The organism is Nitrospirota bacterium (assembly GCA_040757595.1).
GTDB lineage: Bacteria > Nitrospirota > Nitrospiria > Nitrospirales > Nitrospiraceae > JBFLWP01.
The window spans coordinates 106,905-129,600 of sequence record JBFLWP010000002.1 but is presented as its reverse complement, the minus strand read 5'-3'; the positions used below and the strand labels follow the sequence as shown (position 1 = coordinate 129,600).

Annotated in this window: 25 protein-coding genes; 6 read left to right on the top strand and 19 right to left on the bottom strand. The window is 61.9% G+C overall.

Going from position 1 to position 22,696, the window contains the following annotated elements:
* Positions 1 to 112: 112 nt before the first annotated feature.
* From AB1411_02465 to AB1411_02400, 14 genes are all read right to left on the bottom strand, one after another.
* Positions 113 to 1,657, bottom strand: a complete 1,545-nt coding sequence (locus tag AB1411_02465; protein ID MEW6542455.1) for an AAA family ATPase — start codon at positions 1,655 to 1,657, stop codon at positions 113 to 115.
* A 124-nt stretch (positions 1,658 to 1,781) separates the two neighbouring features.
* Entirely contained in the window at positions 1,782 to 3,080 is a 1,299-nt protein-coding gene (locus AB1411_02460; GenBank protein ID MEW6542454.1) for a ParB N-terminal domain-containing protein, read from the bottom strand.
* Positions 3,038 to 3,718: a winged helix-turn-helix domain-containing protein gene (locus AB1411_02455; GenBank protein ID MEW6542453.1), complete on the bottom strand. Its 681-nt coding sequence runs from the start codon at positions 3,716 to 3,718 to the stop codon at positions 3,038 to 3,040. The genes AB1411_02460 and AB1411_02455 overlap by 43 nt, the downstream gene beginning before the upstream one ends.
* The gene (locus AB1411_02450) at positions 3,702 to 4,301 is read right to left on the bottom strand and encodes a hypothetical protein (GenBank protein ID MEW6542452.1); all 600 of its coding nucleotides are present in this window, start codon (positions 4,299 to 4,301) and stop codon (positions 3,702 to 3,704) included. Before AB1411_02450 ends, AB1411_02455 begins: the two co-directional genes overlap by 17 nt.
* A 617-nt stretch (positions 4,302 to 4,918) precedes the next feature.
* Entirely contained in the window at positions 4,919 to 6,478 is a 1,560-nt protein-coding gene (locus tag AB1411_02445) for a hypothetical protein (GenBank protein ID MEW6542451.1), read from the bottom strand.
* A 24-nt stretch (positions 6,479 to 6,502) separates the two neighbouring features.
* Positions 6,503 to 7,636, bottom strand: a complete 1,134-nt coding sequence (locus AB1411_02440; protein MEW6542450.1) for a hypothetical protein — start codon at positions 7,634 to 7,636, stop codon at positions 6,503 to 6,505.
* A gap of 67 nt (positions 7,637 to 7,703) precedes the next feature.
* Positions 7,704 to 8,492, bottom strand: a complete 789-nt coding sequence (locus AB1411_02435; GenBank protein MEW6542449.1) for an EAL domain-containing protein — start codon at positions 8,490 to 8,492, stop codon at positions 7,704 to 7,706.
* A gap of 494 nt (positions 8,493 to 8,986) precedes the next feature.
* Positions 8,987 to 11,173, bottom strand: coding sequence for a DEAD/DEAH box helicase (locus AB1411_02430; GenBank protein ID MEW6542448.1), 2,187 nt, complete (start codon positions 11,171 to 11,173; stop codon positions 8,987 to 8,989).
* Positions 11,158 to 11,613 (bottom strand): hypothetical protein, encoded by a 456-nt coding sequence (locus tag AB1411_02425; protein ID MEW6542447.1) that lies wholly within the window; start codon positions 11,611 to 11,613, stop codon positions 11,158 to 11,160. The genes AB1411_02430 and AB1411_02425 overlap by 16 nt, the downstream gene beginning before the upstream one ends.
* 37 nt (positions 11,614 to 11,650) lie before the next feature.
* Positions 11,651 to 12,232 carry a hypothetical protein gene (locus tag AB1411_02420; GenBank protein MEW6542446.1) on the bottom strand — a complete coding sequence of 194 codons (582 nt, stop codon included), beginning with the start codon at positions 12,230 to 12,232 and terminating at the stop codon, positions 11,651 to 11,653.
* Positions 12,219 to 13,226, bottom strand: coding sequence for a DUF6094 domain-containing protein (locus tag AB1411_02415; GenBank protein ID MEW6542445.1), 1,008 nt, complete (start codon positions 13,224 to 13,226; stop codon positions 12,219 to 12,221). Before AB1411_02415 ends, AB1411_02420 begins: the two co-directional genes overlap by 14 nt.
* A gap of 1 nt (position 13,227) precedes the next feature.
* Entirely contained in the window at positions 13,228 to 13,518 is a 291-nt protein-coding gene (locus AB1411_02410; GenBank protein MEW6542444.1) for a hypothetical protein, read from the bottom strand.
* The gene (locus AB1411_02405; protein MEW6542443.1) at positions 13,518 to 13,703 is read right to left on the bottom strand and encodes a hypothetical protein; all 186 of its coding nucleotides are present in this window, start codon (positions 13,701 to 13,703) and stop codon (positions 13,518 to 13,520) included. The genes AB1411_02410 and AB1411_02405 overlap by 1 nt, the downstream gene beginning before the upstream one ends.
* 87 nt (positions 13,704 to 13,790) lie before the next feature.
* Entirely contained in the window at positions 13,791 to 14,312 is a 522-nt protein-coding gene (locus tag AB1411_02400; protein MEW6542442.1) for a hypothetical protein, read from the bottom strand.
* Between the two features lie 355 nt (positions 14,313 to 14,667).
* Between AB1411_02400 and AB1411_02395 the strand changes: the two genes are divergently transcribed.
* The gene (locus tag AB1411_02395; protein MEW6542441.1) at positions 14,668 to 14,916 is read left to right on the top strand and encodes a hypothetical protein; all 249 of its coding nucleotides are present in this window, start codon (positions 14,668 to 14,670) and stop codon (positions 14,914 to 14,916) included.
* Between the two features lie 15 nt (positions 14,917 to 14,931).
* Here the strand turns inward: AB1411_02395 and AB1411_02390 are convergent, their stop codons facing one another.
* Entirely contained in the window at positions 14,932 to 15,603 is a 672-nt protein-coding gene (locus AB1411_02390) for a magnesium chelatase domain-containing protein (protein MEW6542440.1), read from the bottom strand.
* 152 nt (positions 15,604 to 15,755) lie between these two features.
* On the opposite strand from AB1411_02390, the gene AB1411_02385 reads away from it, so the two are divergent.
* The 4 genes from AB1411_02385 to AB1411_02370 all read left to right on the top strand — a co-directional run bounded on the left by AB1411_02385 (position 15,756) and on the right by AB1411_02370 (position 19,735).
* Positions 15,756 to 17,201 carry a kelch repeat-containing protein gene (locus tag AB1411_02385; GenBank protein ID MEW6542439.1) on the top strand — a complete coding sequence of 482 codons (1,446 nt, stop codon included), beginning with the start codon at positions 15,756 to 15,758 and terminating at the stop codon, positions 17,199 to 17,201.
* 77 nt (positions 17,202 to 17,278) lie between these two features.
* On the top strand, positions 17,279 to 17,515 hold the full coding sequence (locus AB1411_02380) for an Lrp/AsnC ligand binding domain-containing protein (GenBank protein ID MEW6542438.1): 237 nt from the start codon (positions 17,279 to 17,281) through the stop codon (positions 17,513 to 17,515).
* 118 nt (positions 17,516 to 17,633) lie between these two features.
* Positions 17,634 to 18,434 (top strand): dienelactone hydrolase family protein, encoded by an 801-nt coding sequence (locus AB1411_02375; protein MEW6542437.1) that lies wholly within the window; start codon positions 17,634 to 17,636, stop codon positions 18,432 to 18,434.
* Between the two features lie 416 nt (positions 18,435 to 18,850).
* Entirely contained in the window at positions 18,851 to 19,735 is an 885-nt protein-coding gene (locus AB1411_02370) for a hypothetical protein (protein ID MEW6542436.1), read from the top strand.
* 78 nt (positions 19,736 to 19,813) lie between these two features.
* Here the strand turns inward: AB1411_02370 and AB1411_02365 are convergent, their stop codons facing one another.
* The 3 genes from AB1411_02365 to AB1411_02355 are packed head-to-tail and all read right to left on the bottom strand — an operon-like array spanning position 19,814 to position 21,777.
* On the bottom strand, positions 19,814 to 20,194 hold the full coding sequence (locus AB1411_02365) for a DUF423 domain-containing protein (protein ID MEW6542435.1): 381 nt from the start codon (positions 20,192 to 20,194) through the stop codon (positions 19,814 to 19,816).
* Positions 20,195 to 20,238: 44 nt separating this feature from the next.
* Positions 20,239 to 20,955 (bottom strand): flagellar motor protein MotB, encoded by a 717-nt coding sequence (locus AB1411_02360; GenBank protein MEW6542434.1) that lies wholly within the window; start codon positions 20,953 to 20,955, stop codon positions 20,239 to 20,241.
* 57 nt (positions 20,956 to 21,012) lie between these two features.
* Positions 21,013 to 21,777: a flagellar motor protein gene (locus AB1411_02355; GenBank protein MEW6542433.1), complete on the bottom strand. Its 765-nt coding sequence runs from the start codon at positions 21,775 to 21,777 to the stop codon at positions 21,013 to 21,015.
* Between the two features lie 158 nt (positions 21,778 to 21,935).
* Here AB1411_02355 and AB1411_02350 point away from each other — a divergent pair, with 158 nt between their 5' ends.
* Positions 21,936 to 22,163: a hypothetical protein gene (locus tag AB1411_02350; GenBank protein ID MEW6542432.1), complete on the top strand. Its 228-nt coding sequence runs from the start codon at positions 21,936 to 21,938 to the stop codon at positions 22,161 to 22,163.
* Positions 22,164 to 22,176: 13 nt separating this feature from the next.
* Here AB1411_02350 and AB1411_02345 read toward each other — a convergent pair whose 3' ends face one another.
* A complete protein-coding gene (locus AB1411_02345; GenBank protein MEW6542431.1) occupies positions 22,177 to 22,692 on the bottom strand; it encodes a chemotaxis protein CheW in 516 nt (171 codons plus the stop codon).
* Positions 22,693 to 22,696: the final 4 nt, after the last annotated feature.

Sequence of the window (22,696 nt, the reverse complement as noted above, 5' to 3'; positions counted from 1 at the left end):
CACCGGTTGCAGAGGAACACCGGGGCCGGCGAGAGGACGATGAAGATCGCTTCATCGTCCGTGGAGCGGCATCCATCGTGCTCGCAACGCTGCCGGCACGGCTGCCCAACCGTTATAGTTCGAGACAGTAGGTTTTCTGCCTCGCTCGTGTACATCCGACGTACTCCAATTTGGCGTCGCAGAACGTCTGGAGCTTCGATCGCGGGAACACCAAGACCACGATGTCGTATTGACTGCCCTGGGCCTTGTGGACGGTCATGCAGTACGCCAAGTCCAGAATGTCCTCGGAGACAACCAAGGTCCGTCCTTGGTCCAGGCGGATCTGTATCGCCTCGGAACCTGTCCCGCCGATGACTTCCCCGGTCTGGCCGTTAAAGGCCGGGGATTCCGACTCATAGCAGTTCCGGGTGACGATCACGCGGTCGCCGACCCGGAATCGTCCCAGGCTCCGGCCGTCCGGGTTTAACCGTGCTTGCAAGAGGCGATTGAGCTCGACGGTCCCCAATCGGGAGAAATGCACGGGCGTCAACACCTGCACGGTCCCTTTTGCCCAATGCGACGTCACGAGATTGACCAGATTGCGGACCAGCTGCGAGACCGTCTGGTGCGGGACGCGCGTGACCGGCAATCCCTTGCCGTTCGACGCCGGTCGCTGCCGTCCAACGAACCGATGCGCGGTCTCGAGCGTCAGGACCGGGAGGCGGCCGAGGAGGACACGAAAGACCGACTCGCCGGAGATCGGCGGCAATTGAGCCTCGTCGCCACAAAAGACGATCTTCCCGCGCACGGCCCGCAAAAGAGCCTGGAGGACCGGCCATGTGAGCATCGAGGCCTCATCGACCAGCAACAGATCGACCGGGATGGCGCGAGTCAGAAATCGTCCTGATTGATAGCCCAACAGCCGATGCACCGTGCAGGCCCCATCCCCTAAGACGCTGGCGGCTTTGCCGGTCATGGCGCAGAGTGTGACGCTCAATCCCTCCTGGGTGGCGTGCGAGGCCAGGCGTCGCAAGGCCGTGCTCTTGCCGGAGCCGGCCTGGCCGGCCAGCACCGCATATCGATATTGCGTCAGGGCGAGGACGGGATCATCGAATCCGACAAACAGATCCTGTTGATTCCCGGCGAGCCGGGTCAGCGCGTCTTGACGGAGAAGATCCAGCTCCGGGTCATAGAGTGTCTCGTTGCGCAGCAATGCCACGTCCGTTGGGAGCGGATATGGAAGAGGACTTGGGACGGCATGACGGAGACACGCAGAGAGCTTTGCATTGATGTCCCGTAGGAGAATCCCTCCGCCATGACGGCGATAGGTTTCCCGGAGCAGGAACTTTAGCGCGGCCAGGATTCGGATTTGTGAGTCCGGGGCCAGGCCAATGAGATGCACAGCCAGATAATCGGCAACCTGAAAGGTCAGTCCCCGTCCGCCGATGAGGCTGTACGGGTTTCGGGCGATCTCGGCTTGACGACTGACCGACATCCGCGTCACGCGCTTGGCGAGGGTCGGCCATCCGGCCTCGCGCAGCCAGGAGACCACGGGAGTCAGCCACGGCCAATGACAAGCCGTGGTCGATTGCGAAGCCGGCTCACGCGAGCCGGCTTCGATGGAGACGCTCACGGCCTGAATCGTCCGTCGCGCGGTCTCCTCCCCCGTGACCGTCATCCTGCTCCCGAGGAGATCAGGCTCAATCCCAGCCCAGGGTGGAGAGAGGCACACCTTCACCCGTCGGTTGAGGATCACCGAGCCTGGCTGCCAGGCGGTGACAATGCCGGTCCAGCGTCGCGGTTCAGTCACTGCTCTTTGCGTTCCTCTTACCGCGAGCCGCGGAACCAGACGCAGCCGCGTTGTCGGGAGACGATTTGATCGCCGCGGCGGTGGCGACCGCGCGGAGTTGCTCCGTCATGGCGGTGATCTGGTCCAGCCCCTTCTTCACCACGTCGTGCAACGACTCCGGCCATTCCGAGCACACCACGAGCACATCGTGGACGTGCTGGAGCGTTTCCACGACCAGGACAATGTCGCGTGAGACGGCGGCGGCGTCCAGGACCAGATTGCACACATGCTCCCAATTCTGCTTCCAGTACGACTCGGCGTTGCGCAACACCGAGACCTGACTTTCCAGCGCCTCCACGCGCTTCGTCTTATCCGCGAGGGCGGCGGTGGCCGTTTCGAGTTCTTCCTTCGCGTTCTTGAGCTTCTTCGAGAACTCGACACGACTTCGATGCGCCTCTTCGAGCTCCGCCTGGATGCGCTTGTGCTCCCGTTTCGCATGTGGCGTCATCTTCGACGGATCCTCCGTGCCGGACCCCTCCGCGACCGGTTGCGCACCGCGCGCGCTCTGCAATTCAGCTTCCAGTTCCGAAATTCGCCGACTCGCCGATTCGAGGTCAGCCTGTCTCGCGGCGATGACCGTGTTGGACTCAGCCAGTCGCGACTTCAGCGCGTTGACCTCCAGCGTCATAGAATGCGCCGCGCGCTCGGTGTGCGCGGTCGTCGCCGAGACGCTGTCGCCGGAAAGCTCCGGCGTGATGCGCGTGATGAGATTTGACGACAGACCGGGATAGCGTGCCTGCAATTCCTCGAATAACGTCCGCAACACCTGCTCCCGATCGGCATCAGGATGCGCGGCGAGGGCGTTGATAAACCGATCGCGCATGATCGCGATGTCGTCCTTGACCGAGAGATCGCGCTCGGACAGTTCCTTCGCGGCACGCTCCCGGTATTGCCGAGCCAATTCCATGGTGATCTGCCGGCGAAAGACGTTATCGTACATCGCGACGATCCGCTCATGCGGAGTCTCGACGACGAGACAGGGCACCCGGGCATAGCCCAGTTCCTTGGCGGCCCGATACCGTTGCAATCCGCTATGGATCATGTAGCGTCCGTCCTGTTGAGGCCCCACGAGCAAGGGACACAGGATGACACCTGCGGAGATGATTGCATCGCGGACGACCTGATATTCTTCCTCGGTCGTCGTGAACAGTTCAGTCGAGATGGGATTGGGAACCAACTCATCCGGCGACAACCAGACAATCGTTCGGTTCATGCGAGTTCCTCCTTCGGTTGGGTTTGGGGCGCGTGCCAATAGGCTTCGAACCCCAGTTTTGACACTTTAATGATAGTCACGACTCCACGCTCCACCAATCGCTGGATGATGCGTTTCGCCGTGCGCCAGTTGAGTCCAAGCTCGGTTGCAACTTGACGATATGACAGCGGTTGCTCGCAGCGATCTTTAATGTACTGTTCGAGTCGTTGTTCCCTCGATCCGGTATATTCGCGCGTCACCGTGACCACGTTCAGCACGCGAGCATGATCGAGCAACACCGGGTGCAGATAGCTCACCGGCACGACCCACTTTTTGCTTTGGGTCCCGCCGTTCCCCTCGATCGAACAGACCCAGAAATTACTGCCGACTGGACAGTTCGGCAGGAACGTCGCAATGCCCCGCGGCAGGCGTCCTGCTTCGGCCCACCGCCGCAATGAGCGTAACGTGCATGAGAACCCTGTGAGTCGGCGTACCATGCGATGAAAATCCTGCAGGGTGATATAGGTCTCACCGGGAGGGAGCGGTGGCGGGGACGTCGCCAGCGCGGCGATGAAAAAGCGTTTTTGCGCGGCTCGTACTTGCGCTCGCCTGCGATATTGTGCCGCGTGACCGCGATGCTTCCGCCTCAACCGGACGGTCGCCATGATTTTGGCGAACGCTTTATCTCCTTCCGTCATCATCGCAATCAAGCTCATCCGGCGACGAATCGGGATGTTCCGTCGCTCGCTCGGGATCGACTCCACGCGCCAGTCGGGGCCGAGAACGCGCGTCAAATCGTCCGAAATCAATCGTGCGCTTGCGTTTGCTGAATTTGCTGTGGGACATCGTCTCGATGACGTGGCCGGTTTCTTTGTCGATGATATCGACGAGCACATCGTGTCCACGGAAGATCTTCTGGATTTGCTTCTGGCCGTACAGATAGAGATGATTGCTGAATTTCGTCTTCCGACCTCGCACGGAGTCCCAGGTTTTTTGCGCCTCAATGGTCGCCAGCACCAGTTCCTGCTCGATGTCTTCCGCGTCGTAGGCAGGATCCAGAGTAATCAGCATCCTGCGATCTCGAGCGAATTTCTTGAGCAGTCGGTCGTGCCTTCGGAGGACCGGCAAAATGCCATGATGATCATCGTGGTGCGGAGGATCGATCCGCCCAATCTTGAGCGTAGTCGGCGCCGACCTCGAAATGCCCTGCACTATCGCTTGGCGACGTAACCGCGCTTGAGATAAACGTGTTTCGAGTGGACAGTGCTCGACCTGCTTCATAGTAGGTCTTCCTGGATGAGGAGCCATCCGACCAAGTCTAGTGATATATTATATATCTATTTGGAGGGCTTGTCAAGGGGGGGGCAGGAGGTCGGTCGAGATGTGGTAAGGTAGGCTGAGGGTTCCGTAGATCCATGCGAGAACAACACCTCCCGCCGTTATATTACGGCCATTTTCACCATCTGATAAAAAAATAGTTTCCCTGCCGAAATCGTGAAGGGCCATGATTGATAATGGACATGAACTACGAATTTCGGATAAAAACAAGAAACTTCACGCAGCATTGTCTTGCAACCGGCCAGTATCCCGCTTCCCCGGATGCACCAGTATCTCTCTTTCCCGGATACACAAGTATCCCGCTTTCCCGGATACACAAGTATCCCCTGTCCCCGGATACACAAGTATCCCTTGTCCCCGGATACACAAGTATCCCCTGTCCCCGGATACACAAGTATCCCTTGTCCCCGGATACACAAGTATCCCTTGTCCCCGGATACACAAGTATCCCCTGTCGCCGGATGCACCAGTATCCCTTGTCGCCTCGCCGGGACCGGCCAACAAAAAAAGGGGCACCCGGTTGAGCCGGGTGCCCCTTTCGCGTTTTTACGACTTAGCAGTCAGTATCGCTCTTCGTCTCCCGCGCCCAAGGTTTCCATCTCCGCGAGATCGAAGGCCGAGAAATCCCCGGCCGTCATCGCGTCGATGAGTTTGGACGCCTCACGAAGGGTCATCCCCTGGATCGTCTTCTGGACACGATCCTCGGGAATCTGCTTCTCCTGGCACAGACGATGGATCTTCCCCTTCTGCGCCTCCGACATCATTCGAGGTCCATTAGACATTGGAGGTGCGGACGACAACGGCTGGGCCGGCGTCGATCCGGAGCTCGGCGGCACCGTCTGAGCCGGCTGACTCTCGGGCTTAGGCCAGGATTCACCGGTCCCTTCGGCAGCGACCGGCGGATCCTGGCCCGGGCCATCCACCTTGAATCGAGTGATCCAGAACTCGGTCTCTCCTGGCCTCCGCCCTGCTCTCGACTCGGCTGACAGTATGATGCGCTTCCCGATCAGCTCCATGGCCTTCTGACCATGAAACATGCCCGGCAAGCTGGACTCCCAACAACGGTATATCCGGCTCCCCCCGACCTCCATGACGGACAGCTGATAGGGACCGTACTTCCCAGACCGTCCCTTTACCGGGAGCGTCACCGAGAGCACGGTCCGTTCCGGAGCGGTTTCCGTCCTCGATGGCGCTCCCCCATTCATGGGAGCACCGGAGGGCAGAGGTGGCGGTGCCGCCTCGGAGGATGACGCCGCGTCGGCCGATCCCTCATTCTTCGCCTGCATCTTGGACGCAGTGGCGGCTGGCGTCACCTGGCTCGGCGCGACTGTCTCCGAAGCCTGCCCTTCAATGACGTTCTCCTCTGTGGGCGCCTGGAGATCCTCTTCCCGCACCACCGTAGCCCCCTCATCCAGCTCCGGATTGACATCTTCCGGGGCCGGCAGGACCAGCGTGCTCGTCCGCTGGATGATCGCTTCGGTCTCGGAGCGAAGCTTGAGGACAAAGTTCTCATCCGCATTCTCGAGATGGACCTGGAGCGGATAGTGAATCTGCTTTTGCCCATTGGGGTGTGTTTCACGTGGAACACGCTTGAGCACCAACGGGACCATCGCGAAGCGCTTCACCAGATTCTCCACGTAGTAGATCCCACTGTTGATGTCCACTACAGTGTGGTAACTGGTGCTGTCGATCTGGTACACGCCCCCCATATTGACCTTGGGCAGAATGACCATCAGGTTTGCACGCAGTTGACATTCCTTCGTCTCGAGCAACGAGCATGGGCACTCGCAGGGTTTCTGTCCACCTGTTTGAGGATCAACCCTCAGAGCCTGTTCCCCGTTCCCGATGCACTTGAGCCCCTTGGATGAGCCGTAGTATTTGAAGGCCTGCGGGAAGATGAGATTGCGGTCGTTGACCGGGAACATGATGTCCAGTGCCGTCGGCTCGTTGCCGTAGATCCTGGCGACCTCAGGCGGTACCACGAAATACGGCACATCCTTCGGGTATTCTCCGTTCTGGCCGATCACCTTGATCCCAAGGCGAATCTTTCCCAGTCTGGGGAGGCGTATCCGATCGGAGAGCCCCTTGACGGTGGTGAATTGAGCGAACTGAGTGTGCATCTATTCGATCCCTCCTCGTGAGTATTACTCCTTCGTGTCGGCTCGCCTCAGGATCGTGTGGGGTGCCGGCAAGACCTTGGGGAATTCTTGCAGGACCTCACGGGTGGCCGACTTGCGAATTTCAGGTGGCAGCAGTTCCGGATCGACGCGAGACTGAGGCCGCTGCTCCAATCGGACCAGCTTATCGCCAGCCAGTCCCTCCTTGGCCCGATTGGCTCTGAGGAACAACTTGATCTGATCGCTGAGTTCCTCGCGTCGGCGTTTTATCTGATAAAACTCATTCGAGATCCGTTCGAACTCCAGGACCATGGCCGCATCCTGCGCGCTGAGGTCGATCCGCCCGTCCAACTTGGGCGGCACCCAGCCGTCCCAGCACCGCTGCTGGTACTGACACCGCCCGCACGGGAACTTTTGGGGTTCCACGAATGGCCGGTCCGGGAGGGTTTGGGTAACCCGGTACTGTTCGACCAGTTCAAACCGCTCAAGGGCCTGCCTGCGCACGCCGGTTAAGACGGTATTCTGATTCACGACGTCGTATCGCCGTTCAGCGGTACTGGCCCGCACCACTTCCAGGATTCGGATCGCATCCGCGTCCCGGTCGTATTCCAAGCGGAACTCGATGTAATCACTGGTGTCCTTGCACTTGATCACCAGGAGCGCTTGGGTGACCTGCGGCCACCCGGCCGCAGCCAGTCCAAACAGGTAACACCCACATTGCGTGATGTAATCAAGCGGCAGCTTTTTGCCGGTCCAATAGTCCTCGAACGTATACCGGTTGATGGCCTTGTGTTCCCAGAGCCAGGTCGTGATACCCAGAAAGTCCGAGACCAGGCCATCGATCGAGCCTTCGATGTCGTAGAGCTGACCGTTGTGGGTGACGGTTCCGACCTTGACTCGCAGCTGCTGATGATGCAACCGAAAGGCGGTTTTGCCGATCCACTTCGCCGTCGTGCCTTCGTTGACATGGCCGTCGTCGAAGACCAAGGCCATGCGGTCGAGCATGGGCTCTTTGGGCACGCCTCTGGCAAAATAGACGAGTTGGCGAAGGCATCGTTCAGGTCCGGCCGCGGACGGCCGCGGTCGGTACTCCTGCTCGTTCTCTTCAGCCTCTATCGCTGCCACTTTCAAAAGCACTTCAACAAGCATCGCGTAGACCACTCCATTGGGTCTGTCATCATCGTGTGGTTGAGTTGAAAGGGGATGAAGGACTGGACGAAGGCCAGCCCTAGGCTTGCGCGGGACTTTTCAAGCGCGTGAACCCCTGGCGCTGAAACTCGTCCCAGTTGAGTTCGCGGGAGAAAAACCAGCCCTGGGCAAACGTACAGCCGACCAGGTAGGACCAAATCGCCTGTTCACTGGTTTCAATGCCCTCGGCGGTGATTTCGAGATTGAGGGCCTTGGCCGCCGCGATCAACAGCTTCGTGATTTGCTCCGTGGACTGACAGAGCGGCGCATGCTGAATCCAATGTCGGTCCAGCTTGATCCCATCGACGGGGATTTGCTCCAGGATTTTCAGGGAGGTGGCGCCGGCGCCGAAATCATCGAGAGCGATGCGGCATCCGGCCTCCTTGAGACGCCGGAGGCTGCCCTGGATGTCGGTCAAGAGGGTGTCCCCGTAGGGCCCCCGTTCCGACAGTTCGACCTCCAACGGCAGGTGATCGGCTAACTGAACCACCGTGTCCACGGTGTCGGTGCTCAGCAGATCGGCCACTTCCAGATTGATGGCGAGACGGAGATGCAGCGGCCAATCCAGACCGCGCAGATACCGACAGAGAGACTGGACGATGGAGCGACTGGGGGCGAGCGCCAACAGGCGCTCGATGAAGAGACGGGCCGGCAGGCGTCCCAGCCGGGGATGCTCCCACTGGAGGAGCGCCTCGGCTTTGCGAATCCCCCCGTCTCGATCCACGATCGGCTGGAACGAGGCCAGGATCTGGTTCCGCTTCACAGCCGTCAGGATTTCGCCATCAGACACGACGTGCGTCATCGTGCCAGATGGCTCGGTCACGAGCATAGAAACCCTCCTTATGTGATGTGAAATGGTTAAGTGTTGGATATGTAAGGCTGTATTCGTGAAGAAGGCAGGTCGATCGCGCAGTGGGTCGTGGTCAGCGTGCGACAGCATCGACGAATCCGCGTAGAGGTTTCGGCCATACCGCAATGGCCTACAGCAACAACAGTCTGCTAGTGAAGTATTACGGCCAAACGCCCACGGCGTGAGCCGTGTGAATGTCAATCTCAGCTATCCTCCTTTGCATCCATCAAGTCAGTGCGCCCGGCCGGGCGCACAAAAAAAGCGTCATGGAGGATTCCTCCTCCATGACGCTTTGCCAACTACCCATGAGACTGGGTGCTATCGACGATGCAGCCAGCGCTTGAGATAGGGCCACGAAGCAATCAGTAACCCAACGGTCGCAGCGACCGCAAAAACCCCCAGCCTTCTTAGGAGTATTACAGCCAGCCAGAGGCGCTGCATGGAGGATTCCACTTCGCCGCGCCTCTGGCTTCTCAGAACAGCGCGAACTGGAGGGCTCCGTGCGTTTCCGCCAGCGAGTCCAGATCCTCCGGCGTCACTTCCAGCACGGATGTCGTGGTCTTACGGCGCTTGTTGGATAGGATCGAGACCTTGATCGTGACGTTCGGCTGAGTGAGGCTGCCCAACGCCTCCGGCGGGCCGCGGTGGATGATCTGTTCGAGCTGATCGGCCGACTGTCCGATGGCCAGCTGCGCCTCGATCTCCTTCTTGCGGAACTCCGCCCAGGCGGCTTCGGCCCCCGAATACCGTTGCCCGTCAGCAAGAGCCTTCCCCATCTCCTCGATCAACGAGGCATGGCTCTGGCCGTATTCGGCGAGACCTTCCGGGAGATCCCCTTCCACCAGCAAGGCCGCCTCGAGCTTCTTGGCGATCAAGTAGATCGCAATGCTCTGCATGGTGGATTCATAGCACAAGAACGTCACTTTGACCGGTTGGCTCTGGCCGATCCGCCACGACCGCCGGGCCGCCTGCCGGAGCGTGAAAAGGTTATACCCAGGCTGGTAGAACATGATGTTGGGGAAGGCATAGAGATCCAGCCCCGTCTTCACGAGCTCGGGGTTGGTCACCAACACATCAATGTCGCGCTGATGGTCGGCGATCCAGGCCTCCCGCTTTTTCGGCGCAATGGACTTGTCCAGTACCCCGACTCGATGGCCGGCCGCTTCCGCGATCGACTTGAGCCGCGGTCGAATGTCGCGGGATTCCGTGAAGTTCACGTAAATCAGCGACTTCCGGCCCTCAGCTCGTTCCTGCGCGATCAGGTCCAGTAGTTCCCGCTCCTTCGGGAGCAGGGTCTCGGCCGGCATCTGAATGCGCGGGGCCGTGACCGTTTCGACGGCTTGGCCGACCCGGTCCCGAATCTTGACTTCTTCGCCGAACAGGGGACAGGAATCGGGATAGGACAGCAGCGATTGGAGCAAGGCACCCAAGGCGCGACGACCATGCGTGCGAACCGCCTGACGGAGCTTGCGCTCCAACGCGGCGTATTCGGCTCGTTGCTCGTCATTCATGGCGATCGTGACGACCCGCTCCTCGTAGGGCGGGAGCCCGTCGATCACGTCCGCCAGGCGGATAAAGACGGTCTTGTCCAGGAGATGCCGGCCAATGACCACAGGGGAAACCCCTGGACGTTTCCGCACCATGACCTGTTTCTTGCGGCCCCGTCCGTATCGGTGATCATCCCCGTCTTGGAGATCCTTCACGATCTCGATGACCCCGTACCGCTCCATGAAGGACGAGACCTGCCCATGCTCAAACCCATCCTTCTTCATCCGGTTCGGGTCGGTGCGAAAGAGGAGGTAAAAGAGGTCATCCGCGTACCCGCCGTTGAGCGTGCCGGTGAGCTTCAGGCTGCGTCGGGCCAAGCCGAGCACCCCGCCCATCGCCTGCCCTTGGAGGGTGTCGCCGCCTTTGAGCTCGTGCACCTCATCGAGCACCATGACGTCGAAGAACCCTTTGAGCCGTTTCTTCATGTACTCGACGGGCGCCATGCGCCGGATCTTGGGATCCGCCTGCCAGAGCGGCTCCCCGCAGATCCCGCAGGACCGCCGCTTCGTCTCCAGCTGACTCCAGACGAGGAGATCATCGCCGGAGCAGGCACGTACCCCGCAGGCGGGACAATGCGGTCCCCCGTATCGTCCCTTCTTCCAGGCGGCGGGTCGCCACCCGTAGCTGAGCTTGAGCCGTTCCTTGGAGATCACGTACACCTCGTGCCGCTCCGGTCGCGTGCGGATCGTGCGCAGCTCATCCAGCATCGTGATGACGTGCTGCACTGAGAGGTCGATCGTCTGCACGTCGGGAATGATGGCTCGCGCTTCCCGCAGCCACTTTTCGACCAGGTGCCCGGGACAGACCACCAGCACCCGTTGCGGCCGTGGCGCGACCGCGACCGTGGCATGGGCGAGCGTGGTCTTTCCGCAGCCCTGCTCGCCGACAATGAACAGCCGTTGACGGCCGGCCTGATAGAGTGCTTTGGCCATGCCTTTCACCACTTCCGCCTGCACCCGAAACAGTTGGCGTTTCAAGCCCAGCAGCCGTTGGGCATAGGCGTCCACCCCGGTAGGTTTTTCGGGGTTGTAGAGCGGCGTCAGCTTGGCTTCCAGCGTCTCGGCCAGCTGATCCGCGTACGTTTCGAGGAATTCCTTCAACTGGACGGCCAACTCTTTCCTCCTCTTGGGCATAGCCGCCCACCCGGGGTCGGCCCCCCCACGCTGAGGGAGCCCTGGGACGCGCTCTCGATCGGTTCGGCTCGCGTGGGATCGAAGGCCGGATAAGAGACCTCTGCGAAGACCTCCTGCTTCCGGCCATTCCGGTAGTAGACCCGGCCGGCCTCCTCCTCCGGCCGATCATCGTACCACTCCACCGTGAACAGGACGGCCGGAAACCGTCGGCTCAGCTCGCCGAAGAACTCGACCAACGACGGAGGATTGCGCTCATTCGCGCAGCCGTACCAGGTCAACTGGTCGAGGTTGGGTTCTTCATGCGGAACGTCAAAGATATACCGGGCGTCGTCGTGGTCCTTGAGCGCCCGGTAGATCGCCCGCAACTCGTCATCGCTGGCATGATCAATCGAGAGGGTCTGGTAGCGATACCATCCCATACCGCGTGTGTCTCCTTGTCTGAGATTGTCCGCCTGCTTAGGCGGCCTGTTCGACTGTTCGCTTCCGGCGTGGGGCCTTGGTCGGCTGAGGCTGGCCGAACCGTTTCACCAGCGCATCGCAGATGGCGGCATCGTCCCACCGAACCCGGTACCCCTGAGCCGGCCCCCAGCCGGCGAGCGGCTCGAAATAGTCGCCCTCGGTGAGGAGCGTGTCCATTGCGGGCAGCCAGGCGGGGTCAAATGGAATCGTGCGAAGATTCAACGCGTCCTGCAGGCTGGCGAGCTTACGATCCGGCGACATCCAGATGACATGCGTGTCGCGAATCTGCTCGTCCCACAGCAGCAGATGCTGTTTCCCGTAGCCGATGGCTCGGCCGCGGATCCGGAGCTGCTCAGGACGCCGCAATTCGATCAGTTGGCCGGCGGGCCCGTCCGCGAGCAGCACCTGGCCGGTCGCCAAGAGGGCGGAGATGGCCCGGGTCTGCTGGGGGGAGCCATAGACCGACAGGAGGACAATTCGGTTCGGGGTCGCGGCCTCATACAGGGCCAGCGGCGACCGGACCGTCACGCCCTGCCCCCGGATCGTGCAGGCGACGAACGGTGGATTACCGGATGTCATACCAACTCCCTTTGGCAAGGTCGAGGACACGGATCCCCACGGCGTAGGTGTCCGTGGTGATTTCCTTGCCCTCCTCAGGCTCCTCCCGCGTATGCTGTACACGCGATGAGTAGCCTTTGATGACCAGATCTCCATGAGGCCCGGCGACCCGGCCATCCAAGAGACCGGCCGTCAGCAACGCCACCAGATGCCCCTTGCGCAACGGCAACAGAGGCGACAGGGCGCCAGCTTCCAGCCGATCGGTTGCACAGAGCTTCGCGATGTCGTCCTGCAGTTTGGACGCATCCTGGCTCAAATCCTCATCCGTGATGGTGTCCCCCGCCTGAAAGGTCGAGGGTCCGTGGGTCGCCGGAACCTCATAGGGGACCACCCGCAGATTGGGGGCGTCCAGGTGCGGATACGGCCCGGCCGGCAGGATCTCCGCCGCTTCCGGCTCCACGGGCGCCGGCCGTTTGAGGCCGAACAGCACCACCTGCCGAAACAGCGGGTATTCGCTGGTGACCAACCGGAAGGCCTTCAGGCGGGTGTAATGCCGCCCGATCCATCGGGCGGTCTGCTCATCCTGGATGATCGCCTCGGGCACGATGAACACCAGGACGCCGCCAGGAACCAACCACTTATGGGCGTGCTTCAAGAAGGTGACTTCCGACCGCACCCGACCTTCGGTATCGTACGGTGGGTTCAACCAGAGCAATCCCATGCACGCCAGCGGATTGATCCGGGCATCGAAGATCGAGCCTTGGACAACCGTCTGCAGGATCTGGCTCGCCTGCATCGCCCGATCGACATCCGGCTCGATTCCCCAGGTCTGACTCGCGTGGAATTGATTTGCGATGGTCTTCAACGCCTGCCCTTCCCCGCAACAGGGGTCGAGCAAGGCGTAAGGCTCGTCGCGGTCACGTGCTTTCGGCCGCACCCATGCGGCGACCCGGGCCAAGCTGAGCGGCGGGGTCGGGTAGAACCCCATCTTGGCCTGCGAGGCCAGTCGCGCCATGTCAGCCTCCCGCCTCGGTCTGGTCCTTGAACATCCCGAGCAGCCCGTAGCCGGCGATGTCCTGGAACGGGGATTCCGCGAACGCCCCCTTCCGAGTGGCGATTCGCATCTGCTTGTCGAAGATCCGGACCAGCAGCAACGCATCCGTGTACTGCTCCGGCCGGATCCCCTCCGGAAACAAGAGCTTGAGGAACTCTCCGGTCTTGGCCCAGGAGTTCCCATAGGCCTGGTTCTTCTGGGTGACCAGCTGGCCCAGATCCGTGCCCAGCTGCGCGAGGGAGGGTCGGCTCATCAGGCTCTCCCCACCCGCTGCGCTTTCCACCGGGCATAGCGCCGGCAGCGGCCACAGGCATCCACGTTGATTGGGGCCTGGGCTCCGTCGCCGTAGACGTGCACCGTACACCGGCAGCGCTTCGTCAGGAGAAACGACCCGGGGAACAGGCGGCGGAGTTGTGTCCGAACGAGTTGACCGTTCATGAAAAACCTCCTCTGTGTGATGAGATGGGTCGAGAGAACGACGATGTGAGCAGAGTAAAAGCGTGTAGACGAGAGGATCGTAAAGGGTCAGGCCGCCGGCTCAGCCATTGGCGGCTGCTCCGGGTCCAAATCCAGGTCGCTACGCCGAAGCCGGTAGGTGATTCCGTTGTGCCGGCCGCGTAACGGCCGAACCGAGATGATCAGGATCTCGGGGATCGTGCAGCCCCGCAGTTTGACCACTTGCCCGACCGTCAGGTGACGGCCGGCGTTCATCCTGGCGTGGTAGGCCCGTACCTTGGCCCGCCAGGGCTCACAGGACGGCGGCACCATGTCCAGGAACGACAGCGGACAAGTGAAGTAATAGGGGTGACAGGATTCGTCCATGTCCTTGTAGCCCCACCCGCAATCCTTTTTGCATTGCAAGAGGTCGCACCCGATGAAGCGCGTCGTGCGGCCGTCTTCATGCCGATGCTCCCAGACCGTCCAGAGGACGTTCCCGCGGACGGCATGCTTGAGGCAAACCGCTTCAACGCCGTCGTTGGACCAGCGCTTGATCCGCTCGGCGATGATGTCACGGCGACTGGCTCCTGATGTGAATAACCAGCCCATAAGATTTCTCCTTTCTGTTGAATGAGTGAGACGAGTGACGGTGGCAACCGAATGACTGGAACAGGCCTCCGGCCACGAGTCGATCGGAAGTCAGATTGATGAGAGGTCAGAAAATCAGCGGGGAACGGTGAAAACCGGTGAGAAACGGACCGGTGGGATCATGAGTTGGTTCGGTCCAGAAAGGAAAGCAGGACCTACAGCAGAGACACGACTACCTCTATGTTACGGACGGGCTAGAAAAGGAAATGATGGAGAATTCGAGGCAGGACGATTTTGTCAAGCTCTTGGATCCTGTCGTCGCTGTAATACCTTATTGCAAGGTGAGATGACTGTTGTTTGGACATTCCACATTCCCATGGCCAAGCAATCAATACGAACTTCCTTACCTGAGACTGAAGCCCCCAAGCGCATTGGCTGCAAGAAGCGGAATCCCCCGCGTCTTTTCAAAGTGACTTATACCTGTCCGCATCATGACGATAAAGCAGCCGATCGCTTCTTGCGGACACTCGGTGGAATTATCAGCCGAAAGATTTCAGAACTGCTTGATAAAGATGACGAATCTTCTGCGGTAGGGCTTGGAAGGTCTGATCGTAATGGTGATTGAATATGGCCACAAGTTTTATTGGAATTGTGTCCACAACGTGAGCAGGTTGTGGCCGCCGGCCGCCGCGACCTCCAGCGCCCGCTTGGCATGGTCCTGGCCCACGACATCGGCGAAGTCGTCCTCCTCGTTCACCCGCTCGGAGAACAAAACCTGCCGGTCCACGGAAGCCGGCGGAATCGCGCACCGCCCCCCTAGAAACTCGACCGCTTCCGGCAGGGTCCGCACCGGGTAGGCCGTCACTCCGTCCACCACCGCTGCTTCTGCCGCATTGTCGGCCGGCAGCAGAAGCGCCCCGTTCCGCGCGCAGGCCAAGCTGATGGACAGGGCGCCGGCAATCGGCTTCACCCTTCCGTCCAGCGACAGCTCCCCGACCAGCGTCCGCCCCATCACCGACTCGGCCGGGAGCACCTCTTCCGCGACTAGGATGCCGACGGCGATGGGCAGATCCAATCCCGAGCCTTCCTTCTTCAACCCGGCCGGGGCCAGGTTGACCGTGATCTTTTTCACCGGGAAGGAGAACCCCGTATTCTTGAGCGCGGCGCGGACCCGGTCGCGGCTCTCCTTCACCGTGGCGTCCGGGAGGCCCACGACCGAGAACTGCGGCAGTCCCCCGCCGATGTCCACCTCGACCTCGATGGGGTGCGCGTCGAGACCGACGAGGGCGGCGCTCATGACCTTGGCCAGCATGGAACACCAGGACTGAGGCTGAGTCCGGCGGGATTATAGGCAGCCCTCCGGAGGTTTGCAATAACAGGGGGATTGGTTTGCTATAATACCGCCCCATGCGTACGCTTTGGTTCCGCCGCCCTGTAAGCCGGCTCTTCCTTTGTTCCCTTCTCTTGCTCCCCGTCGTAAGCCACGCGGCCGCCGCCGGCCAGACCGGCCCCTCTCCGGGTGTCTGGCAGGTCCTCTCCCCCGCTCCGACGAAGCGGACCGAGGTGGCCGCAGCGGCCATCGGAGGCAAGATCTACGTCGTCGGCGGGTTCGATGAGCCGAGCCTCGGGAACCTGCCCAGCCCCACGATCAGCCGCACCGTGGAGGAGTATGATCCAGCGACCGATCGTTGGACGACCAAGGCGCCGCTGCCGGTCGGGCTGCACCACGTCGGCCTTGTTTCGCTCGGAGACCGTCTCTACTTGGTCGGGGGCTATACCAGGTCGTGGCTCTCCGTCTGGAGCCCGGTGGCGAGCCTCTATATGTACGATCCGGCCGCCGACCGGTGGACCGAGGGGCCCGCCATGCCGACGGCCAGGGGTGCGCTGGCGGTGGCTGTATGGGACGGGAAGCTCTATGCGATCGGCGGGTACGACGGAACGGCGAACGTCGCCGCGGTCGAGGAATATGACCCAGCCGGCCGGACTTGGAAAGCACGGGCTCCCCTCCCGACCCCCAGGGACCACTTGGCCGCCGCGTCGGCGGGAGGAAGGATCTACGCGATCGGGGGACGTCTGAATCAGAACTATGGCCGGAACGTGGCGGTCGTGGAGGTCTACGATCCCCAAGCCGACCGCTGGTCGAAGGCGGCGGACCTCCCCGTTCCGCGCAGCGGCCTGACGGCGTCGGTTCTCAGAGGAACCATCTATGCGCTGGGCGGCGAGGCGCCGGAGGGGACCTTCCGCGATAACGACGCCTACGTGCCGGGACAGGATCGCTGGCAGTCCATGGCGCCGATGCCGACCGGGCGCCACGGGCTGGGCTCCGCCGTGGTCAACGAACGGCTGTACGTCCTGTGCGGCGGCCCGAAGCCCGGCGGGTCCTATAGTCATGCGAACGAGATGTTTCTCCCGCCGGATCTCCCCCGGAGCGGCTCCCGGGCCACGCCCCAGCAGGTGGGGACCGTCATGGCCCTGCTCGCCACCTTCGAGGCGGCCGACGTCCTGCCGCCGGAATCCAGTCCGGAGGCGAACCGCCTGATTCGGGCGTTGATCCAGTTTCAAGCCGCCCTCATGAAGAGCGACAACCAGGCGGTCAGGCAGGTGCTGGAGGAAGCCCTTTCCGCCAAGGTGGGAGGCGACGCGCCGGCTGCAGTCGAAACGTTTCGGGCCAGCGGCTGGACGTCGCAATCCCTGGAAGCTCTCATCCAGTACCTGGGTGACGAGGCGGCCTGGGCCAGGCCAGGGCTGGAGGAAGGCTTCGGCTCGTACAACGTGGGCCGTCGGGACTTCGAGTTGCTCGCCAGGGTCTTTCTCGACGCGCGCCAGCGCCTGACGGAACGGGGCCAGGACCTGCACCGGCTCTATGCCGCCCGCCGGCTCGAGATGCCTGGCGCGGAAGCCACGCCGTAACGCGTGACGCGTGATGCGTGATCGGTGTAGAATTGCGCGTCCGGATCCCCTACTCGTCACATAACAGAGGAGGATGTATGGCGACCAAAGCCTATGTGCTGATCAAGGTCAAGGCCGGCAAGACCAAGGACGTGCTCAAGGCCCTGAAGAAGATCACGGGCGTCGAACAGGCTCATCCTTGCTTCGGCCAACCGGACATCTTCAGCTTCGTGAACGTGGGGGACGAGAAGGCCCTGTCCGACGTCGTCATCACGAAGATCCACACCATCGAGGGAGTGGAAGAAACGGACACGCACATCGTCGCGGAAACCTGAGCAGACAAAAGCTATCAGCGATCAGCCGTCAGCTTTGCCGATAGCTGGCGACTGATTGCTTTTTGCCGGCATCGTTCGTTATAGTGCCCCCGTTTGATGCACGGTTGAAGCTGCTTGCATGGTTGAACGAGTCGCCCCATTTACAAAAGAGCAGATCGGTACCGGCACCGTCCGTTTCCCCAGCGGTGAGCCGATCCCGTCGATCTCGGACCTCTCGGTCGATCCCTACTTCAAAACACGTCAGTCCAAAGCGGCCCAGGTGGAGGGGCTGATGTTCTGGCCGCAGGCCAAGGGAACCTATCCGGCCCTGATCGTGCTGCACGAGGCCTGGGGCCTGAACGTCCAGATCAAGGACCTGGCGGCCCGCCTCGCCTGCGAAGGGTACGTGACGTTGGTGCCGAACCTCTACGCCAGGCAGGGAGGAATGGTCACCGCCAATGCCGAGGTCGCCGCCGCGCTGATGGAGCGGGTCAAGGAAGCCGACATGATGCAGGACTTGAACGCCTGCTGCGAGTTTCTGAACACGCGCGACTATGTCAAGCGGAACATCCACGGCGCGATCGGGTTCGGCATGGGCGGATGGCTGGCCATGAGGTTTGCCTGCTATCGGCGGCGCCTGCGGACCTCGGTGTCCTTCTACGGCCGGCTGATCACTCCGCTGAGCCTGCTCAAGGACCAGGCCTGCCCCATCCAGTATCACCGGGCCGCGTTGGACCAGGGAGTGACGGCGGAGCAGGTGGAGGAACTGACCAGGGTTGCCAGGGAATACGGCAAGCGGATCGACGTGCGGACCTATGAGGGGAGCCCCCTGGGTTTTTGCAACGAAATGCGTCCGGACACGTACCGATCCGACGCAGCCAACCGGGCGTGGGAAGCCACCGTCGAGTTCCTCTCGGAATGCTTTAAAGATGCAAAATAAGCCATTGTATTAACTGAGTATTATCCTTCAGTGCCTAAGGGGTTTCTTCCTGCATCCGCTCTTCGTCCTTCCTTGGGTGCATTGCGATTTCCTTCCAGATATCTCAAACTGTTTTCATGAGCCGCAGAAGGGTTGCCGGGGCTTGGTTGTCGTTGGTGATCGCCGGTCCGTTTTTCTTTTCGACCGCGGCGGTTGCCGGGCCGATGTCCTCGGAGAGCGCCGTCCCCGACTTTCAGGCGATTCTGCGAACCGAGGGGGCTCGCTTGGCCTCCATCACCTCCGAGACGGAGGCCCTCACATTCTTTTCCACGACCCTGGCCCCTCCACTGGCTCTCAAGGAAAGCGGTGCCGTCGTCGCTCCCTCTCAAGGCGCCCGCTCCCCCATTGCTAGGAGCGGCTCAGGGATCAGTGAAGAGGTGGTTGAAGAGATCAAGGGGGCGGCGCTGCAGCTCACGGCCGACTTGGCTTCGTGGCGGTTGGCCAGGGTCATGGTCGGTGCGGCGGAGGCCGGCGAGGCGGAACCCTTGCGTGTCGCCGTCCAGCAGGCCGACCGGCAAGAGCCCTGGCTGTTTGCGCGGGGAGCCCGTTCAAGCCTCCGCCGGGCCTGGCGGTTGAGCGATGTCCTCGTGGCGATCCCCCCGGCGCCGGAGGCGGGCACAGACGTCCCCTCCTCCTACGGCGAGTATGCGGCCCGGATGGACCGGGCCTATGCCCGCCTTGTGGAAACGGAGGACTCTTGGCTTTCCGTCGCTGAACGTGAGGGAGCGACCGGCATCCGCCGTCGCCTCCTGGAATCGGAGGCGGCCGGGTCGCTGTCCGGAAGCGATCGGGAGACCTTTGCCTCCCGTTATTTCTCGGCCCGCCTGCGCCCGGTCGTGACGGCCCACATGGTCGCGCTCGCCCTCAGGGCCGAGGCCGACGCAGAACTGGCGGTCACGGGGGCTTGGACCCTGCTCCATCGCTGGAAGGACCGGCTCCAAGAAGTGAAGGGGTTGGCTCGGCTCTGCGGAACCTGGCAGTGGACCGTGCACAATCACCAGAACCATCAGGACCACAAGATGATGCTGTCCTTTCCGCCGCCCGGTGCAACCGAGGCGGCCGGCCCTCGCCCGTCCAAGGTCGTGATTCTTGGGGATACGGTCTACCTCCGCTGGGAGTTTCAGGGCGGAGTTCAGGAGGACAGTCTGCTGTTTGGGAGCGGGGGGCAGCGGCTGGAAGGCACGTTCGTCAACTCGGCCGGCGCCTGGGGCTCCATTACGGGGAAAAGGACCGCCCCCTGCCAAAAAGAAAGGATGAAGTAGGAAGGACGAAGTAGGAAGTTAGGAGAGGATGAGCAAGGAGGCCCAGCAGTTTCAACTTCATCCTTCCGCCTTCCTACTTCATACTTTGCTTTTGATCGCTGCCCAAGCCAACGTCCCCCACCCGGCCAGAAAGGCTGCGCCGCCTAAGGGCGTCACGGCTCCCAGCCACCGGATTCCGGTCAAGGTCACGAGGTAGAGGCTTCCGGAAAAGAGCAGGATTCCCAGAAAGAACAACCATCCGGCCGCCCGGATCAAGCGGTCGCCCCCGCATCCGGCCTGGCCCAGCACCCCGACCGCCACCAGCCCCAGCGCGTGATACATCTGGTAGCGGGCAGCCGTCTCGAAGACGGTCATCTGCTCGGGCGACAGGACCGCCTTCAGGGAATGGGCGCCGAACGCGCCGGCTGCGACCGAAAGGCCGGCCATGACCGCTCCGGCCGGGAGAAACGCCCGCGTCATGATCGGCGTATTTACCAGGTTTCGATATGGAGGATCAACGGACGTCAGTCCATGATGACGTTGAGCTCGACGCGGCGATTCTGGGCTCGGTGCTCGGGGGTGAGGTTGTCGGTCACGGGCTTGAACTCCGCGTACCCGGTGGCGGACACCACGCCGGGCTCGACCTTGTACAACTCCGTCATGACCCGCAGGACCATGACGGCGCGCATGGCGGAGAGCTCCCAGTTGGAGGAAAACTGCGGGGTGCGGATCGGCACGTCGTCCGTGTGTCCTTCGATCCGGACCTCCTTGATCTGTTGATCCGGATCCGTCAGGACCTCGGCCAGAGCTTCGAGCACGGGCAGCGCCGCCTGCTTGATGTCGGCCTGCCCGCTCTGGAACATCAGGCTCTCGGCGAGCGTCACCAGGATGCCGTGCTCGGTTTCGGTCACCATGATCTGGTTCTGAAACTTCGCGTCGTGGGCGAACGGGTTGAGCACCGCGTGGGCCTTCTTCAGGAATTGGACCTTGGGACTGATGGCCGGGACGATGGCCGACTGCGACTGGCCGACGTCGTAGCGAAGGTTGGCGCTCTCCTTCTTGATGATCGGCTTCAACGCTTCCTGGATCGACTGGGCGACGACCTTGAACTTGCCCTCGTTCAGGGCCGACACCGAGTACATGACGACGAAGAAGGCGAACAGGAGCGTGATGAAGTCCGCGTAGGAGACCAGCCACCGCTCGTGGTTCTCGTGCTCTTCGTGTTTGTGCCGGCCGGCCATAGACCACAGAACGTTGCTCGCACCTCGTCGCGCGTGAAGCGTCGGACGAGATACGCATCACGTCTTCTTGGCTTTTTCCTCGTGGGGAAGGTAGCTCTCGAGCCGCTCCTGCAACATGCGCGGATTCTCCCCTTGTGCGAGCCCGACGAGCCCGTCGATCAGCATGACGCGCGCCGTCGTCTCCACCTTGAGCTTCTGCTTGATCTTGTTGCCGAGCGGGAGGAAGAGCAGGTTGGCCGAGCCGACGCCGTACACCGTCGCCACGAACGCGACCGCGATGCCGCTCCCCAGCTTGGACGGGTCGGACAGATTCTCCATGACGTGGATCAGGCCCAGCACGGCGCCGAGGATGCCGACGGTCGGCGCGTAGCCTCCGGCCGCTTCCCAGATCTTCGCCGCCGCCAGGCCCTCCTCCTCGTGATGGTCCACCTCGGTCTGGAGGATCCCCTGGATCAGCTTGGCGTCGGTCCCGTCCACGATCAACTGGACGCCCTTTCGGAAGAAGGGATCGCGGATCTCCTTCATCTTCCCCTCGAGCGCCAGCAAGCCCTGCTTCCGGGACAGGTTGGCGAGATCGATGATCTGCGTCACGGTTCCCTTCAAGTCGACCTTGGGGTCGAACAGGCCCAGCGACAGCAACCCGAGGCCCTTCTTGAAGACCGCCAGGGGAGACTGTACGAGGATCGCGCCGACCGTGCCGCCGATCACGATGATGAAGGCGGTCAGCTGCATGATGGAGCCGGGGTGTCCGCCCTCGAGGATCTGGCCCCCGAGGATGGCTCCGATCGCGAGGATGACGCCGGCTAAGGTCGTAATGTCCATGTCCGTGCTCGCTCCGCCTCAGGACCTCGTCGCTAACCGGCACCTGTGGGCGTCAACCGGCAAGAACGGCGGTCAACCGACGAGGGCCCTTCCTTCCCCCTTGCGCTCCGGTTTTCGCCCTGATAGGGTAGGCCTCCAGAACGCGCGATGGAGGTCCCATGACGCCAGCGGAAAGCCTGATCCTCGACGCCAAGCAGGCCATTCTCGAAGAGCAACACCGCCGCTTCCAGGCGCTTCAACAGGAAGGACGGTGGCAGGAGGCCATGCAACAGTTCCAGGTGACGCTCTCCTGCGCCTCCGATCTCTTGAACCACTCCCTGGGCGTGCTCGAACGGCTCCTCTCGGAGCGAAGAAAGCCCGAGTCCCGCCCTTCCCCCTCGCCCTGATCGCGCCGGAAGGCTACGCCGCCGCCTGCTCTTCCGGCGTCAGCAGCCGCTTCAAATCCAGCAGGGTCAGGAGCCGATCGTTGATCTTCCCGACCCCTTGGATGAACTCGGCGCCGGCCGAGGCGCCGGTGGACGGGGGCGGCTCAATCGTGGAACGAGGGATGCGCAACACCTCCGAGACCGCGTCCACGACCAACCCAATCACCCTGCCGCCCACGTTGACGACCACGATGCGGGACTGGGCCGTGCGCCCCGCTTCCGGAATCCCGAGGCGCCGCCGCAGGTCCAGCACCGGAATGATCCGCCCCCGCAGGTTGATCACGCCCTCGACGAACGAGGGAGCCTTCGGCACCTTGGTGATCTCCACCATCCGGTTGATTTCCTGCACGCTTAAAATGTCGACGGCGAACTCTTCGCGTCCCACCCGGCAGGTGACGAGCTGACAGAAATCCTCCGTCACGCCGTTGACATCCTTTTCCGCCGCCGCGGGGGCGCCCGATTTCGACTGTTCAGCTTGCTGGGCGATCATCGCG